This is a genomic window from uncultured Chitinibacter sp., from assembly GCF_945957625.1.
GTDB lineage: Bacteria > Pseudomonadota > Gammaproteobacteria > Burkholderiales > Chitinibacteraceae > Chitinibacter > Chitinibacter tainanensis.
Genome location: NZ_CAMFLP010000012.1, coordinates 37,108 through 52,309, shown reverse-complemented (window position 1 = coordinate 52,309; position 15,202 = coordinate 37,108). Strand labels below are relative to the sequence as shown.

Genomic DNA, 15,202 nt, shown 5'->3' with positions numbered 1-15,202 from the left:
TGTGGAACAATGTTTTTATTTTTCGCCCGCTTACTCATGGCCGCGGACTCGTTTTTCTTTCATATTGCGTTTCATTTTTTCGAGCTGATCGATCAGCTCAGGGCCGCGTTTGAGTGCCACACCAACGGCCAGTACGTCAATAATCACCAAATGCACAATCCGCGTGATCATTGGCGTGTACAGATCCGGGTCTTCCATGGTGTCGGCGTACAGGCAAATATTGCAGCGTTTGGCCAGTGGCGATTTGCTGTGGGTAATGCCAATCACATCGGCACCGGCATCGCGGGCAATCTCGACCGAGCGCAGCATATCCAGCGTGCGGCCCGAGTTTGATACGGCCACCACGGCATCGCCCGGTTTGAGCATTGAGGCGCTCATGCCGTGCATATGCGGGTCGGTGTAGGCCACCGTGGGCACGCCAAGGCGGAAGAATTTGTTTTGGGCATCAATGGCCACCGCACCTGACTGACCTTGCCCCCAGACTTCGATCTTGTGGGTGTTAGACAGCACTTTGATCGCGCGTTCCAATGCTTCGGTATCCAGCTCATTGCGGCAGCGCAGCAAATGCGAAATATTGTTATCAAACAATTTGCGCGCCAGATCGTGAGCCGAATCATCCGCCGATACCATTGAATGCACATACGGCACCCCTGAAACTAGCGAGCGGGTGAGCCGCAGCTTGAAATCCTGCAGGCCAGAGCAATTGAGCGAGCGGCAAAAACGGATCACCGTTGGCTGGGAGACATCGGCCATGTCCGCAATCTGGGCAATCGGCGCATTGGCCACCAGATTCGGCTGGGCAATCACCAGTTCAGCGACTTTACGTTCCGATTTGGACAGCGAGTCCAAGACAGTTTTGATGCGTTCTAGCATGGGATCCGTCCTCGCAGGGGCGAGTGTGCACGCTCAGCTTGTGGCTGGGCGGTAAGTGGAAGAAAAGTGCGGCTGTGCATGGCTGATCAAGCCGCCCAGAACACCTGTGCCGTCGCTACCTGATCCAGCACACGGCGGATCGGGTATTGCTCGGTGAGGCTCACTTGGGCTTGCATCGCATCGTTGAGCAGGGCTTTTTTGCCTTCGCCGGTGATGTGGACGATGACATTCGGGCTCTTTACGATGGTGGGCAGCGTGAGGGTAATGCGCTGATGTGGCGCTACCGGTGGCGTCACGGCCGCCAGCAAATTGCCGGATGCACAGGCCGCTTCCAGCTCGGCTGCGGCTGGGAAAAGCGAGGCGGTATGGCCATCATCGCCCATGCCCAGAATCACCACATCAATTGGGCTAGGCAGGGCCGCCAAGCGGGCCTCAATGCTCGTCAGGGCAGCGTGGGGCGTGGCTTCGTGATTCACCAGTGAAATAAACGTCGCAGCCGCGGCGCCATCTTGCAGTAGGTTTTCGCGGGTTAGGCGCTCATTGCTGTCGGCATGATCGGGTTGCACCCAGCGTTCATCCACCAGCGTGATCGCCACGCGCGACCAGTCGATGGCAGCGTTGCGCAGCGCTTTAAACATGCCGGCTGGGGTGCGCCCGCCTGATACGGCAAGGCCGGCGCTGCCACGGGCCGAAATGGCGGCTGCCAAGGCGCTGGCGATGGTGCTGGCCAGTTGTTGATCCAGTTGGTCTTTGCTGTCAAATTCATGCCATTGCAAGGCCATCGAAAACTCCTGAGGGTATTTGCGTCAAGACCATGCTAGGCATGGTCTTGAGGATGTTACTGGGTGGGGGTAAGTTAGGCTTCTTCGTACCAGCACAGGCCATCGCGGGATAGCAGTGCCGAAGAAGCGGCTGGGCCCCAGGTGCCGGCGGTGTAGGTTTTTGGACCTTCCGGGCTGGTTTCCCATGATTCGATAATCGGCTCAACCCAGCGCCATGCGGCTTGTTGCTCATCGCGGCGCACGAACAGCGACAGGTCGCCACGGATCACGTCCATCAACAGACGCTCGTAGGCTTCAGGGCTGCGAGTGGCGAAGGTTTCTTTGAAGTCCAGATCCAGATACACTTGACGCAGGCGGGTTTGGTTGCCCGGCTCTTTGGCCAGCAGGTACAGGCGTACTGACTCATCCGGTTGCAGCTCGATCACCAGACGGTTAGGTTGGCCGAGGTTTTTACCGAAAATCGAAGTTGGTGCTTCGCGGAAGTTGATTACGATCTGGGCCAGGCGCTCAGATAGACGTTTACCGGTACGCAGGAAGAACGGTACACCCGCCCAGCGCCAGGTTTCGATCTCGGCTTTCAAGGCCACAAACGTCTCGGCTTTTGAGCCCGCAGGTACGCCTGGTTCATCCTGATACCCAATTACCGGTTTGCCGGCAACGGCACCAGCACGGTATTGACCACGCACCACTTTGGTTTTTACGTCGTCCACGCTCAGTGGTTTCAGGGCGCGCAATACTTTCAGTTTTTCGTCACGCACTGCGTCGGCATCAATCGAAGCTGGCGGCTCCATCGCGACGATGGTCAGCAGCTGCAGCAAGTGGTTTTGCACCATATCGCGCAGCGCGCCAGTTTTGTCGTAGAAGTCGGCACGGGTTTCCACGCCCACTTGTTCGGTCACGGTAATTTGCACATCGCGAATCCATTCGCGGCGCCACAGTGGCTCGAGCAGGGTGTTGGCAAAGCGCAGCGCGATCAGATTCAGTACTGGCTCTTTACCCAGGTAGTGGTCGATGCGGTAAATTTGCTTCTCGGTGAAGTATTCGCCGACTTCGTCATTGATCTTGTTAGATGATTCCAGATCGTGGCCGAGTGGTTTTTCCAGCACAACACGGGAATTCCCTTCGTTCAGGCCTTGGGCTGCCAGATTTTTGGCGATGGGGGCAAAGAAATCAGGAGCTGTCGAGAGGTAGAAAACGCGCTCGCGGCCGGGGAATTTGTTCAGTGTTTCGGCCAGCGCCACGAAATCGGCTTCAGTGTGCGCATCGACTTTCAGGTATTCGATACGGCTGGCAAACTTGGTCCAGTCATTTTCGTTATAATGGCTGCCGAGATATTCTTTCGCTTTAGCGTGGGCTTTTTCGACATAGCCTGCGGTGTCTGACGGGCTGCGGCCCAGACAGATGATGCGACCTTGTGCTGGCAGATTGCCATCTTGATCCTGATGATAAAGGGCCGGGAGCAACTTGCGCAGAGCGAGGTCACCAGTACCGCCAAAAAACACAATGTCGAAAGCATCGATTGCAGTCATGAGCCAAACATCCTCAGTTGGAATTGGGGGCTTGACAATCCGCCAAGCATAGTAAGCTTTGTAATCTTACTACAAGCACAAACTCGCTAGCAAACGAATTTGTTGCGTACTGGTTTGCACTAATGCGGTGCAAGCCTTGCACAGCGAAACCCTTTGTCGAGTAAGGCCTTGCTGCACTGCAACGAATTGACTTTGTTAAGAGTTTTGCTTGTCGAAATGGCTTGATTGTAGTAAAACTACGCTAAATTTCATAAGTCGTTTGATAGACGGTTTAGTTACAAAAAATCGGAGTTCTTTCCATGTCCCTGCATCCTGCTTTGGTTGAAGTTACCCAGCGAATTATTGAGCGCAGCAAAGAGTCCCGGGCTCGCTACCTAGAGCGGATGGAGCAGGCGGCCAGTAAAGAGCCGGTGCGCAAAGGTCTGGCCTGTACCAATCAGGCTCATGCTTGGGCGGCAATGCCTGAGGGCGATAAGATCATGTTGCGCGAAATGCGCCAGCCCAATATCGCCATTGTGTCAGCCTACAACGAGATGTTGTCAGCGCATCAGCCCTTCGAAACCTTTCCAGCCATTATCAAAAAAGCCGCGAACGAAGCGGGCGCTACTGCACAATTTGCCGGCGGCGTGCCTGCGATGTGTGATGGCGTGACCCAAGGTCAGCCCGGCATGGAATTGTCGCTGTTTAGCCGCGATGTGATTGCCATGTCGACGGCGGTGGCACTCTCTCACAATATGTTTGATGCCACGCTCTGTTTGGGTGTGTGCGACAAGATCGTGCCAGGTTTGCTGATTGGCGCCCTGCAGTTCAGTCATTTGCCGACCATCTTCGTGCCGGCTGGTCCCATGGCTTCGGGCATTTCGAATAAAGAGAAAGCCAAAACCCGCCAACTGTTTGCTGAAGGCAAGGTAGGGCGCGAAGCGCTGCTGGCTTCGGAAGAGGGCAGCTACCATGGTCCAGGTACCTGTACTTTCTACGGTACGGCCAACTCCAATCAGATGCTGATGGAAATCATGGGTCTGCATTTGCCAGGTGCGGCGTTTACCAATCCAGGCACTCCGCTGCGTGATGCGCTGACTGCAGCGGCCGCCAAGCGTGCGGCGGCGATCACTTCGCTGGGTAATGAATATTTGCCAATCGGCAAAGTGATTGATGAGAAAGCCATCGTCAACGGCATTATCGGGTTGCTGGCGACGGGTGGCTCGACCAATCACACCATTCACTTGGTGGCGATCGCCCGTGCGGCTGGCGTCATTATTAATTGGTCAGACTTTAACGACCTGTCGGCCATTATTCCACTGCTGGCGAAGGTGTATCCAAATGGCTCGGCCGATGTGAATCATTTCCATGCGGCTGGTGGCATGGGTTATCTGATTCGCGAATTGCTCGATGCGGGCTTGCTGCATGAAGATGTATATACCGTAGCTGGGTATGGTCTGCGCCGCTATGCGCAAGAGCCGTTCCTGCAAGATACCCAGGCAGTATGGCGTGATGCACCAACTGAAAGCGGCGATGCCGACGTGCTACGCCCGGCGAGCAATCCATTCCAGGCCGATGGCGGTACCAAATTGCTGTCAGGTAATTTGGGCCGTGCCGTGATCAAAACCTCGGCGGTGGCACCTGAGCACCGCGTGGTGGAAGCACCTGCGATTGTGTTTGATGATCAAGATGATGTGCTGGCGGCGTTTAAACGTGGCGAGCTGGAAAAAGACTTCATTGCTGTACTACGCTTCCAGGGCCCGCGTGCCAATGGGATGCCAGAGCTGCACAAGCTGACGCCGCCGCTGGGCGTGTTGCAGGATCGTGGTTTCAAAGTGGCGCTCGTGACCGACGGCCGCATGTCGGGCGCGTCTGGCAAGGTGCCGGCTGCAATTCACATCACGCCAGAAGTGGTGTCGGGCGGTCCGCTGGGCAAAGTCCGCACCGGCGATGTGATTTTGCTGAATGCTGAAACCGGTGAATTGGTGGCCAAAGTGGATCAGGCTGAATGGGATGCCCGCGAAGTGGCAACCGCCGATATGGCGAAAAACGGTCATGGTATGGGGCGTGAATTGTTTGCCAGCTTCCGTGCCGCTGCCACTGGTGCAGAAGATGGTGCATTGAGCTTAGGGCTGGCTCACTAAAATCAGTCCGCTTGATAATAATAAGTAGCGTGCGACTGGGGTGTGAGGAGATGCGCCAGTCGATTTAAAAACCTTGCTGACCTTGTTAGGCCGCAACTCAGAAGACGGAAATTCTCATGCAAATTCGTGACATCATGCGCGCTTGTACCGTTATGCCGGTGCTGGTGATTGAAAAAGTCGAGCACGCTGTGCCTTTGGCGCAGGCTCTGGTCGCTGGTGGTATTCGGGTCCTTGAAGTGACTCTGCGTACCGAAGCTGCGCTGGAAGCAGTGAAAGCCATTGCCGACAACGTGCCTGATGCCATCGTGGGTGTGGGTACTGTGGTTCGTCCTGAGCAGTTTGCACAAGCCAAAGCGGCAGGTGCCGTGTTTGCGGTGACACCAGGCCTGACGCCAAAATTGGCGGCTGCGGGTCGTGAAGCGGGTATCCAGATTCTGCCAGGCGTGATGACGCCCTCTGAAGCGATTGCGGCGCTGGAAGAAGGTTTTGATGCCATGAAGCTGTTCCCAGCTGAGCAAGCGGGTAGCCTCGGTATGCTGAAAGCTATGGGTGGCCCGCTGCCCCAAATTCTGTTCTGTCCAACTGGCGGCGTGAGTGTTGAGTCTGCGCCGAAATTGCTGGCCTTGCCGAACGTGGGCTGTGTGGGTGGTTCTTGGTTGGCGCCAAAAGATTTGGTGGCCAAAGGTGATTGGGCTGCCATTACTGAATTGGCACGCGAAGCCTCTGGTCTGCGTGGGTAATTTTTGTAGCACGAAAGCGGCATAGTTCGCTTGCAAGACGCACCGTGAATTGCTGCAAATTGTGGCGATTGCGGTGCGATTTGGTTTTTGCACGATAATTTGTCATGGCGCAAAGGCAGTCTCCTGCAATATGGTGCATGCTTAACCGTCCCGATTTATTCGATCCTTTTCTGGAGAAGATTCATGACTATTAAAGTAGGTATTAACGGTTTTGGCCGTATTGGTCGCATGGTATTCCGTGCTGCGGTTTACAACTTTGCTGACGACATCGAAATCGTTGGTATCAACGACCTGCTGGAGCCAGATTATCTCGCCTACATGCTGAAACACGATTCTGTGCACGGCAAATTCAAGGGTGACGTAGCGATCGAAAACGGCAATCTGGTGGTCAACGGTAAAACCATTCGTCTGACTGCAGTGAAAGACCCTGCTGAATTGAAATGGGGCGAGATCGGTGCGGATGTGGTGGTTGAATCGACTGGCCTATTCCTGACTAAAGAGACTTGTGAAAAACACATCGCCGCAGGTGCGAAGAAAGTCATCATGTCAGCGCCATCGAAAGATGACACGCCAATGTTTGTGTATGGCGTAAACAGCGATACCTACGCTGGCCAGCAAATTATTTCTAATGCCTCTTGTACGACCAACTGCTTGGCGCCAATCGCGAAAGTGATTAACGATAACTTCGGTATCAAGCGCGGCCTGATGACGACTGTACACGCAGCCACTGCAACCCAAAAAACCGTGGATGGCCCATCGAACAAAGACTGGCGCGGCGGCCGCGGTATTCTGGAAAACATCATTCCATCTTCAACCGGTGCAGCCAAAGCTGTTGGTGTGGTGATTCCTGAAGTCAAAGGCAAGCTGACTGGTATGGCATTCCGTGTGCCAACTTCGGATGTATCAGTGGTCGATCTAACGGTTGAGTTGAATAAAGAAGCGTCTTACGAAGAAATTTGCGCAGCAATGAAAGCAGCCTCAGAGGGCGCGATGAAGGGCGTACTCGGTTATACCACCGAGAAAGTGGTGTCGACCGACTTCCGTGGCGAAGCTTGCACTTCAACGTTTGATGCCGACGCGGGTATCGCACTGGATAAAACCTTTGTGAAGCTGGTGGCTTGGTATGACAACGAATGGGGCTATTCAAGCAAAGTGCTTGAAATGGTGCGCGTGATGGCTAAGTAAGCGCTAGCCAGCCCAAAAACAAAACGCCAGCGGCGCGAGCCCTGGCGTTTTGTTTTGCCTGCTGAATGGGAATATTTACTTGTCGCCTTTGCAATGTTTTGCATGAGTGGCTCTTGTGGAGGTTATGTTGGTTGGATGGGCAGATCGAGCGTATTGCAATGTAATTCTTTGCATAAGCTTGATTCGCTAAATCATTGTTTTTGCAGTGTAGTTTTGGCTGGTTATTGCGCGTGGTTTTGGGGTTGAGGGATTGCTTTGGGTGTGTTGCGCTAAGGCTACATCTAGGGCCAGAAACCGCAATTGCTTTTGCTTCACTCGGCGTTCTTCCGTAATCTTGAGTCTGTAAAGCAGTGGCCCGTTGCAAAAACAAAGAGGCCCGCTGTTACGGTGGTTTAAAAAATCAACTCTCTTTTGGAGATAATTTAATGTTCAAGCGCGCTCTTATCGCTGCTGCTGTAGCAGCTGCAGTTTCTGCTCCAGCTTTTGCTGATGTATCTATCACCGGTTCTATGGAAATGAACTTCATGGTGGTTGACACTGATGCTGCAACTACTCATGAACTGGACCGTGGTCTGCAAATCGACTTCAGCGGTTCAGACAAACTGGACAGCGGCTCTTCTCTGATCTGGAAAGTGTCTCAAAAGATCACTAGCGGCAACACCAACAACCACACTGACAGCTATCTGAGCCAACAAGCTTGGGGCGGTCGTGAAGGTTGGGTTGGTTTTACTGGTGACTGGGGTACTTTCAAACTGGGTCGTCAATTCCTGAACAGCTACCTGACTCTGGACTGGCCATATGGTCAAGGCGGTAACTGGCAACTGGCTGAAAACAACTGGTTCGCTCCAGCTGCAGCCGGTAAACTGACTGCTCACTTCCTGAACGGTGCTTCTGCTAACTACGTATCTCCAAGCTTCGGCGGCTTCTCATTCGGTGTTCAGCACTCTTGGGACGTTAAAGCTGGTAACCAAAACGGTGTTGATCTGGGTGATAACTCGATCACCGACCTGTCTGCTAACTACAGCGCTGGTTCACTGGGCCTGAACGCGGGTTACCTGTTCGGTTCAGACGTTGGTTCTAAAGGCGATGCTTCTCAGTGGTATGTTGGCGCGACTTACGGCTTCGACTTCGGTCTGAACCTGCGCGCTCTGTACACTGGTTACAGCAAAGACGTTAACGGTGGCGCTTCTCAAGACGGTTTCGACTGGATCGTTGGCGGTACTTACAGCTTCGGCAAATCATTCGTGAAAGCTTCTTACCACGGTGCTGATGCTGACAACCTGGCTGGTTCACGTTCTATCGCTTCTGTTGAGTACGGCTACAGCCTGTCTAAAAACACTGTTGGTTACGCTCGTTACCAATGGCGCAACAAAGAAGCTGGCGACCTGCAATACGGTATGGTTGGCGTATGGACCGGTTTCTAATCTGACACTGTCAGCTTAGTATCTAGTCATCAAAAAAGCGGCTTCGGCCGCTTTTTTGTTTTTTCTGGCAAAACAAGATGTTATTGCTAAATGTAATACAAATGTCATTGAAATGACCTCGAATATTAACAATGGATTTATAGAATGCGCTCATTGTGAAATTTCACAGTAGCTAACTTTTATAAAGCCGGAGTTAATAGAAATGATGAAATTGATTGCTGCTGCAGTTGCTGCCGCGTTTGTTGCCCCAGCCGCTTTTGCTGACGTTGATCTGGGCCCAGTAAAAATCTACGGTAGCCTGCGTTCAGCAGTAGAGGTGGTGAGTGTTGATGCCCCAGCTGGTACAACTCTGTCTGACGGTGTTGATAGCCAGTCACGTCTGGCTGACCAAGGTTCACGTTTCGGTGTGAAAGGCGACTGGAAACTGAACGACAACTTGAAAGCCATCGGCCAAGTTGAATCACGTTTCTATCTGGGTAACAACGGTGATCCTCTGGATGGCAGCAAAATCGGTTTCGGTACTCGTAACACCTTCATCGGTCTGGATAGCGCTGTTGCCGGTAAAATCCTGATTGGTCGTTATGACAATGCCTACAAAAACCTGCGCAAATCAGCCTACAGCGTATTTGACTCAAGCCTGAACGATGCATCTGAGTTGGTGGGTGACAAACAGCCACTGAATCGTCTGGGTGGTCGTCAAGGCGATATGATTCAATACGAAACACCAAACTGGGCTGGCTTCTCAGGTCAATTGAGCTACAACTTTGGTAAAGTTCAGCTGAGCGATACCACGACTGCCGATCTGAAAACTGGCGTGGTCACTACCACTAAAGGCGAAAAAATCAACGCGCCACAGTTCTCTGCCAATATCGCTTACAACCACCAATATTTCGATATCGGCCTGGGCTATAGCAAAATCGACAATGCCGCTTCTGACCTGAAAGGTGGTTCACTGAGCCTGAAATCAGACGCGACTGGTAAGCAAAGCGATGAAAGCATGACTGCCTTCACCGTAGGTGCAACTGGTAAATTTGCTGGCGTGAAACTGAGCGCCGTGTGGGAGAAAACCACTTCTGAAGGCAATAACAACAAAACTGGTACTGCCAATGCTAAGTGGGATCAAGAGCAAACTAGCTGGGGTCTGGGTGCATACTACGCGCTGAACGATTGGGAATTCCAAGCTGCTTACGCTGTAGCCAACAATGTTGAAGACTTCGGTAAAGAGCAAGCTGACACCGGCGGCAAAATGTGGGATCTGGGCGTAGCGTACAAACTGCACAAGCAAGTTAAAGTAATCGCTACTTACTCTAAAGTGGATAACGAGAAAAACACTGCGTTCACCACTAGCTCAGGCTTCTCACTGGGTAAAAACACCGACGCTAGCATCATCGCTATCGGTCTGCGCGGCGACTTCTAATCGCCTCTGGCGCGCTTGAAACCACCGTCTTTAAACCGCCGTTCTGCAGCTGCAGTGCGGCGGTTTTTTTCTGTGGGTCGCCGCTGCGTATAGCAGCGGCGCGCGTGGTAAAATCAAACTATTGACCAATAAATACAATTTTCTGGAGCACAAGATGTCGGGCAATAGTATGGGTTTGCTGTTTACGGTCACCTCGTTTGGTGAGAGCCACGGGCCCGGCATCGGTTGTATTGTGGATGGCTGCCCTCCGGGAATGGATTTGAGCGTGGAAGATATCCAGCTGGAGCTGGATCGCCGCAAACCCGGTACCAGCCGTCATGTCACCCAGCGCAAAGAGCCCGATACGGTCGAGATTCTCTCCGGTGTGTTCGAGGGCAAAACCACCGGCACGCCAATTGCGCTGCTGATTCGCAATCAAGATCAGCGCAGCCAAGATTACGGCAAAATCGTCGAGACTTTCCGCCCCGGCCACGCCGATTACACCTATTGGCATAAATACGGCATTCGCGATTATCGCGGTGGTGGCCGTTCTTCTGCACGCGAAACCGCAGTGCGGGTGGCGGCAGGGGCGATTGCCAAAAAATGGTTGAAAGAGAAATTTGGCGTGGTGATTCGCGGTTATATGAGCCAGCTGGGCGAGATCAAAATCCCGTTCCAAAGCTGGGAGCACGTGAGCGACAACGCCTTCTTTGCCCCGAATGCCGAGATCGTGCCGCAACTGGAAGCCTATATGGATCAAACCCGCGCCGAGCGTGATTCGGTGGGGGCGCAAATTTCGGTGGTGGCCGAAAACGTGCCAGTGGGTTGGGGCGAGCCGGTGTACGATCGGCTTGATGCCGACATCGCCTATGCGATGATGAATATCAATGCCGTCAAAGGCGTCGAGATTGGTGCCGGTTTCGACAGCATCGCGCAACGTGGCTCGGTGCATTGCGATGAGCTGACGCCCAATGGCTTTGCGACTAATCATGCTGGCGGTATTTTGGGGGGTATCTCTTCCGGGCAGGCTATTACAGTGAATCTGGCGGTTAAACCCACCTCCAGTATTGCCCAAGAGCGCCAATCAATCGACAAAATGGGCAATCCAGTTATGATGGCCACCACCGGCCGTCACGACCCTTGTGTCGGCATTCGCGCGACGCCGATTGCCGAAGCCATGTTGGCCTTGGTCTTGATCGACCACGCGCTGCGCCATCGGGCGCAATGCGGTGATGTGGTCGTGAATACGCCGCGCATCCCCGGGGCGATTGCCTAATGCGCGCCGCCAGTGCACTGCTCGCGCTTGCCTTGCTGGCCGGTTGCGCTAGCCCCAGCTTTGTCGCCACCGTCTCGGTGCGGCATCAGCTACCGGCCAGCGCGCCAGCGGCTGCTTCGGGCGCAGCGGCGGTACAGGCGGCTATGGCTTTGCCCAAGGCCTTTGCCATTGAAGCCAATAGCAAACACAGCCAGAGTCTGGCCTACCAGCAATTCGAGCAGCAACTGGGCGAACAGCTGGCCAAGCAAGGCTATATCTGGCAGAAAGATCCGCTCAAAGCCGATTGGCTGGTGAAATTTGATTACCAGATTGATGACGGTAAAAACCAGTCTTACCAGCAACCGATCTGGGGCACGATTGGTTATTCGGTTAGCTATCAGCGAGTGATTAGCGGCGGTAGCGTGGTGTTAGTGCCGCGCTATTATCCGGAAACCGGCATTGTGGGTAGCCAAACGGTGAATGAAACTGTCTACACCCGCGAGCTATTTGTAGATATTTACGACCGCAAGGCGCTCAAAAACGGCGAATTTGCCAAATTATATGAAGGCCGGGCCCGCAATCGCAGCCAGCAAGATGAGCTGGAATCTGCGGTGCCTTGGCTGATGAAAAGCCTGTTTATGCCATTCCCCGGTCCGTCGGGCGCCAGCCGCGAAGTGAAAATCCCGCTCGCCAGCCCCAAACCATAAGAGAACATCGTGACGCCCGATCAATACTGTGAAGACAAAGCCGCCAAGAGCGGCTCCAGTTTTTATTACAGCTTCCGTTTTTTGCCACCGCAGCAGCGTCTGGCCATTACCGCACTGTATGCGTTTTGCCGCGAAGTGGACGATGTGGTGGATGAAACCAGCGATGAAAATGTCGCGCGCACTACGCTCAATTGGTGGCGTAGCGAAGTGGATCAGATGTATGCCGGCGCGCCGCAGCACCCAGTGACTCAGGCTTTGTTGCCGGCGGTCAAAGCCTATGATTTGCCACGCGAAATGCTGCTGGAAATCATCGACGGCATGGAAATGGATTTAAATCAGGCGCGCTACAACAGCTTTAAAGACCTGCATCTGTACTGTTACCGTGTGGCCAGTGTGGTCGGGCAGCTGGCTGCGACGATTTTTGGCTATACCGATCGCAAAACACTGAAATACGCCCATGATCTGGGCATTGCCTTTCAGCTCACCAATATCATCCGTGATGTGGGTGAAGACGCCCGCCGTGGGCGAATTTATCTGCCGGTGGAAGAGCTGCAACGCTTTAATGTGCCGGCGGCAGATATTCTCAATTATCGCGAAACGGCCGAATTTAAAGCACTGATGAATTTTCAGATTGATCGGGCCGAGCAATATTATCAACAAGCCATGGCATTGCTGCCGGCGGCAGATAAGAAAAGCCAGCGCACCGGGCTGGTGATGGCGGCGATTTACCGCGCCACGCTGGATGAAATCCGCCGCGATGGGCCGCAAAAAGTGCTGAATCAGCGCCTTTCGCTGACGCCGATTCGCAAATTATGGCTGGCGTGGAAAACCTGGTGGTTTGCCTAAGCGTATGCCGCAGCCGTTGAATTCCGGCGCGCCCTGCCGTGTGGCGGTGATAGGCGGCGGCTACGCGGGCCTCAGCGCCGCGGCCGAGCTGGCCGCGCACGGCGTCGCGGTGACGGTGTTTGAAGCTGGTAAAGTCTTGGGCGGGCGGGCGCGCCGCGTTGAGCGCGCCCAGCTGTCGGCACACAGCAGCGCTAGCAAACCTGCGCCACTGGATAATGGCCAACATTTATTGATTGGCGCTTATCAGGCTTTACTCGGGCAGTTACGCCGCTTTGGGGTGGACGAAGGCCAAGTGCTGCGCCGTTTGCCGATGCGCCTGCAAGTGGAGCCCGATTTTGTACTCGCTTGTGCCCGCTGGCCCGCGCCGCTGCATTTGTTGTCGGGTCTGCTCAGTGCCAAAGGGCTGAGCTGGGGTGAACGCTGGGCATTGCTGTGGCTGATTCAGCGCGCTAAATGGCAGCGCTGGCGTTTGCCGGTGGATCAAACCGTGAGCGAATGGCTGGCGCAAAATCGTCAGCCCGCGCAATTGATCAGCCGTTTCTGGACACCGCTGACGCTGGCGGCGCTCAACACCCCGCTGGAAATCGCCAGTGCGCAGGTGCTGTTGAATGTCTTGCGCGATAGTCTGGGTGGCCGCCGTGCAGCATCAGATTTATTACTACCGCTGGTGGATTTTAGCGCGCTGTATGCTGAGCCGGCGGCGGCGTATATCCAGCGGCAGGGTGGGTATGTGCAGCTAGGCCATAGGGTTAAAACGCTATGGCTTGATACTGCTGGATGGTATCTGGATGGCGCAGCCGAGCCGTATCAGGCGGTGGTGGTGGCCACCGCGCCGCATCAGGCGGCCAAGCTGCTGCAAGATAGTCAGTTGCCCAGTGTGCAGGCGCTGGCGGCGCAATTGGCCAGCTGGCCGTATCAGCCCATCGTGACCGTTTATTTGCAATACGCGCCGGCGGTGCGCTTGGCCCAGCCGATGCTGGGTTTGGCCGATAGTCTGGCGCAATGGGTGTTTGATCGCAGCGATACCCATGGATGCCCCGGCTTAATCGCGGTGGTGATTTCGGCGCAAGGCGTGCACAGCGGCATGGGGCATGAGGAACTTGCGCTGGCGGTGCAAGCCGAATTGCATCAGCAGCTGGGTTTGCCGGATGAGGTGTTTAGCCGGCAGGTGATTACCGAAAAGCGGGCGACTTTTGCCTGTAGCGTGGGCTTGGCCCGGCCGGTAAATCGCACTGCGGCGAGTGGGCTCTACCTCGCCGGCGACTACACCGCCGGGCTGGCGGGGCCGGGGCGTGGTGAATATCCGGCCACGCTGGAAGGCGCCGTGCGCAGCGGCTTGCTGGCCGCGCAGGCGCTTCTGGCCGACCGAGCGGCGGCGGGTGTGGCCAGCTAATACAGATACATCAGTAGGGTATGGCTTTGAAGCCTATTTAATTAAAAGCTTTGAAGGTCATACCCCGATTTAAAGTTAAGATTGATTGCAGACAGGCAGAACGAATATGGAAAACTGGCAGCACTATCAGGCCCCCGCTGGCGCGATGCAAGATCGGGTGATTATGGTCACCGGCGCGGGGCAGGGCATTGGCGCAATGGCGGCGGTGGAGCTGGCCAAGCTCGGCGCAACGGTGATTTTGGTGGGGCGCAACGAGAAAAAGCTCAGCCGCACTTACGACGCTATCGAAAGTGTGGGCGGCCCGCAGCCAGCGGCCATTCCGATGGATCTGGCCAAAGTGGGTGAGGCAGAGCTGGCCCAGCTGGGTTTGCTGATTCAAAAAGAATTCGGCCGGCTCGATGGCATCTTGCATGCCGCCAATGGCTTTAGCCATCTTTCGCCGCTGAATATCCAAAAGCTGGATGAATGGGTGGATATGTTCCGCGTGAATGTTGCCGCGCCTTTTGCCATGACCCGCGCGCTGATGCCGCTGTTGAGCAAAGCCCCCGATGCGGCGGTCTTGGTGCTAGGCGAAAGCCATGCTTTTGAGGCCAAAGCCTACTGGGGCGGCTTTAGCGTGAGTAAAGCCGGCCAGCAAAACTGGGTGCAAATTGCCGCCTCGGAATGGGATAAACAGCCGCAGCTGCGGATTAATCTTCTGGTGCCAGGCCCGATTCAGTCGCCGTTCCGCTTGGCCACTCATCCGGCCGAGCCGAAAGAAAGCCTGCCGGAAACCAGCGCAATCATGCCGGCGATTATGTATTGGCTAGGCGAAGCCAGCCGTGGTCAGAGCGGGCAAACACTGCATTTTGCCGCCGCGCCGGCTGATCAGTAAAAAGCTGCAAAAAAATTGCGCGAGTGATGAACTTTCTGCCGACACCCGACTCAGAGCTAAGGCAAGTTTGTGATT

General features: G+C 54.7%; 13 protein-coding genes. 10 read left to right on the top strand and 3 right to left on the bottom strand.

The window, feature by feature from the left end:
* Nucleotides 1-30: 30 nt before the first annotated feature.
* The 3 genes from hexR to zwf form a co-directional block, all read right to left on the bottom strand.
* On the bottom strand, nt 31-873 hold the full coding sequence (gene hexR / locus QV747_RS13255; protein ID WP_028449562.1) for a transcriptional regulator HexR: 843 nt from the start codon (nt 871-873) through the stop codon (nt 31-33).
* An 86-nt stretch (nt 874-959) separates the two neighbouring features.
* Nucleotides 960-1,655, bottom strand: coding sequence for a 6-phosphogluconolactonase (gene pgl, locus QV747_RS13250; protein WP_273431601.1), 696 nt, complete (start codon nt 1,653-1,655; stop codon nt 960-962).
* Nucleotides 1,656-1,729: 74 nt separating this feature from the next.
* Entirely contained in the window at nt 1,730-3,184 is a 1,455-nt protein-coding gene (gene zwf / locus QV747_RS13245) for a glucose-6-phosphate dehydrogenase (protein WP_028449560.1), read from the bottom strand.
* Nucleotides 3,185-3,483: 299 nt separating this feature from the next.
* On the opposite strand from zwf, the gene edd reads away from it, so the two are divergent.
* The 10 genes from edd to QV747_RS13195 all read left to right on the top strand — a co-directional run bounded on the left by edd (nt 3,484) and on the right by QV747_RS13195 (nt 15,127).
* Nucleotides 3,484-5,307 carry a phosphogluconate dehydratase gene (edd, locus tag QV747_RS13240; protein ID WP_273431599.1) on the top strand — a complete coding sequence of 608 codons (1,824 nt, stop codon included), beginning with the start codon at nt 3,484-3,486 and terminating at the stop codon, nt 5,305-5,307.
* A gap of 116 nt (nt 5,308-5,423) precedes the next feature.
* Entirely contained in the window at nt 5,424-6,047 is a 624-nt protein-coding gene (locus QV747_RS13235) for a bifunctional 4-hydroxy-2-oxoglutarate aldolase/2-dehydro-3-deoxy-phosphogluconate aldolase (RefSeq protein ID WP_028449558.1), read from the top strand.
* A 183-nt stretch (nt 6,048-6,230) separates the two neighbouring features.
* Nucleotides 6,231-7,232: a type I glyceraldehyde-3-phosphate dehydrogenase gene (gene gap / locus QV747_RS13230; RefSeq protein WP_028449557.1), complete on the top strand. Its 1,002-nt coding sequence runs from the start codon at nt 6,231-6,233 to the stop codon at nt 7,230-7,232.
* A 425-nt stretch (nt 7,233-7,657) separates the two neighbouring features.
* Nucleotides 7,658-8,656 carry a porin gene (locus tag QV747_RS13225; RefSeq protein WP_273431593.1) on the top strand — a complete coding sequence of 333 codons (999 nt, stop codon included), beginning with the start codon at nt 7,658-7,660 and terminating at the stop codon, nt 8,654-8,656.
* A 202-nt stretch (nt 8,657-8,858) separates the two neighbouring features.
* Nucleotides 8,859-10,073, top strand: coding sequence for a porin (locus QV747_RS13220; RefSeq protein ID WP_047393661.1), 1,215 nt, complete (start codon nt 8,859-8,861; stop codon nt 10,071-10,073).
* Nucleotides 10,074-10,227: 154 nt separating this feature from the next.
* On the top strand, nt 10,228-11,328 hold the full coding sequence (gene aroC, locus QV747_RS13215) for a chorismate synthase (protein ID WP_273431589.1): 1,101 nt from the start codon (nt 10,228-10,230) through the stop codon (nt 11,326-11,328).
* Nucleotides 11,328-12,014 (top strand): DUF4136 domain-containing protein, encoded by a 687-nt coding sequence (locus tag QV747_RS13210; protein ID WP_273431586.1) that lies wholly within the window; start codon nt 11,328-11,330, stop codon nt 12,012-12,014. Before aroC ends, QV747_RS13210 begins: the two co-directional genes overlap by 1 nt.
* A 9-nt stretch (nt 12,015-12,023) precedes the next feature.
* Complete coding sequence (gene hpnD / locus QV747_RS13205) at nt 12,024-12,860, top strand: presqualene diphosphate synthase HpnD (RefSeq protein WP_028449552.1); 837 nt, start codon at nt 12,024-12,026, stop codon at nt 12,858-12,860.
* 4 nt (nt 12,861-12,864) lie between these two features.
* Nucleotides 12,865-14,253, top strand: a complete 1,389-nt coding sequence (hpnE, locus tag QV747_RS13200; protein WP_273431582.1) for a hydroxysqualene dehydroxylase HpnE — start codon at nt 12,865-12,867, stop codon at nt 14,251-14,253.
* A 106-nt stretch (nt 14,254-14,359) separates the two neighbouring features.
* Nucleotides 14,360-15,127: an SDR family NAD(P)-dependent oxidoreductase gene (locus QV747_RS13195; protein ID WP_273431580.1), complete on the top strand. Its 768-nt coding sequence runs from the start codon at nt 14,360-14,362 to the stop codon at nt 15,125-15,127.
* Nucleotides 15,128-15,202: the final 75 nt, after the last annotated feature.

Coding starts and splice junctions, on each gene's coding strand:
- edd (WP_273431599.1), top strand. CDS start 3,484: ATGTCCCTGCATCCTGCTTTGGTTGAAGTTACCCAGCGAATTATTGAG.
- pgl (WP_273431601.1), bottom strand. CDS start 1,655: ATGGCCTTGCAATGGCATGAATTTGACAGCAAAGACCAACTGGATCAA.
- QV747_RS13195 (WP_273431580.1), top strand. CDS start 14,360: ATGGAAAACTGGCAGCACTATCAGGCCCCCGCTGGCGCGATGCAAGAT.
- aroC (WP_273431589.1), top strand. CDS start 10,228: ATGTCGGGCAATAGTATGGGTTTGCTGTTTACGGTCACCTCGTTTGGT.
- QV747_RS13235 (WP_028449558.1), top strand. CDS start 5,424: ATGCAAATTCGTGACATCATGCGCGCTTGTACCGTTATGCCGGTGCTG.
- hpnE (WP_273431582.1), top strand. CDS start 12,865: ATGCCGCAGCCGTTGAATTCCGGCGCGCCCTGCCGTGTGGCGGTGATA.
- gap (WP_028449557.1), top strand. CDS start 6,231: ATGACTATTAAAGTAGGTATTAACGGTTTTGGCCGTATTGGTCGCATG.
- QV747_RS13220 (WP_047393661.1), top strand. CDS start 8,859: ATGATGAAATTGATTGCTGCTGCAGTTGCTGCCGCGTTTGTTGCCCCA.
- QV747_RS13225 (WP_273431593.1), top strand. CDS start 7,658: ATGTTCAAGCGCGCTCTTATCGCTGCTGCTGTAGCAGCTGCAGTTTCT.
- zwf (WP_028449560.1), bottom strand. CDS start 3,184: ATGACTGCAATCGATGCTTTCGACATTGTGTTTTTTGGCGGTACTGGT.
- QV747_RS13210 (WP_273431586.1), top strand. CDS start 11,328: ATGCGCGCCGCCAGTGCACTGCTCGCGCTTGCCTTGCTGGCCGGTTGC.
- hexR (WP_028449562.1), bottom strand. CDS start 873: ATGCTAGAACGCATCAAAACTGTCTTGGACTCGCTGTCCAAATCGGAA.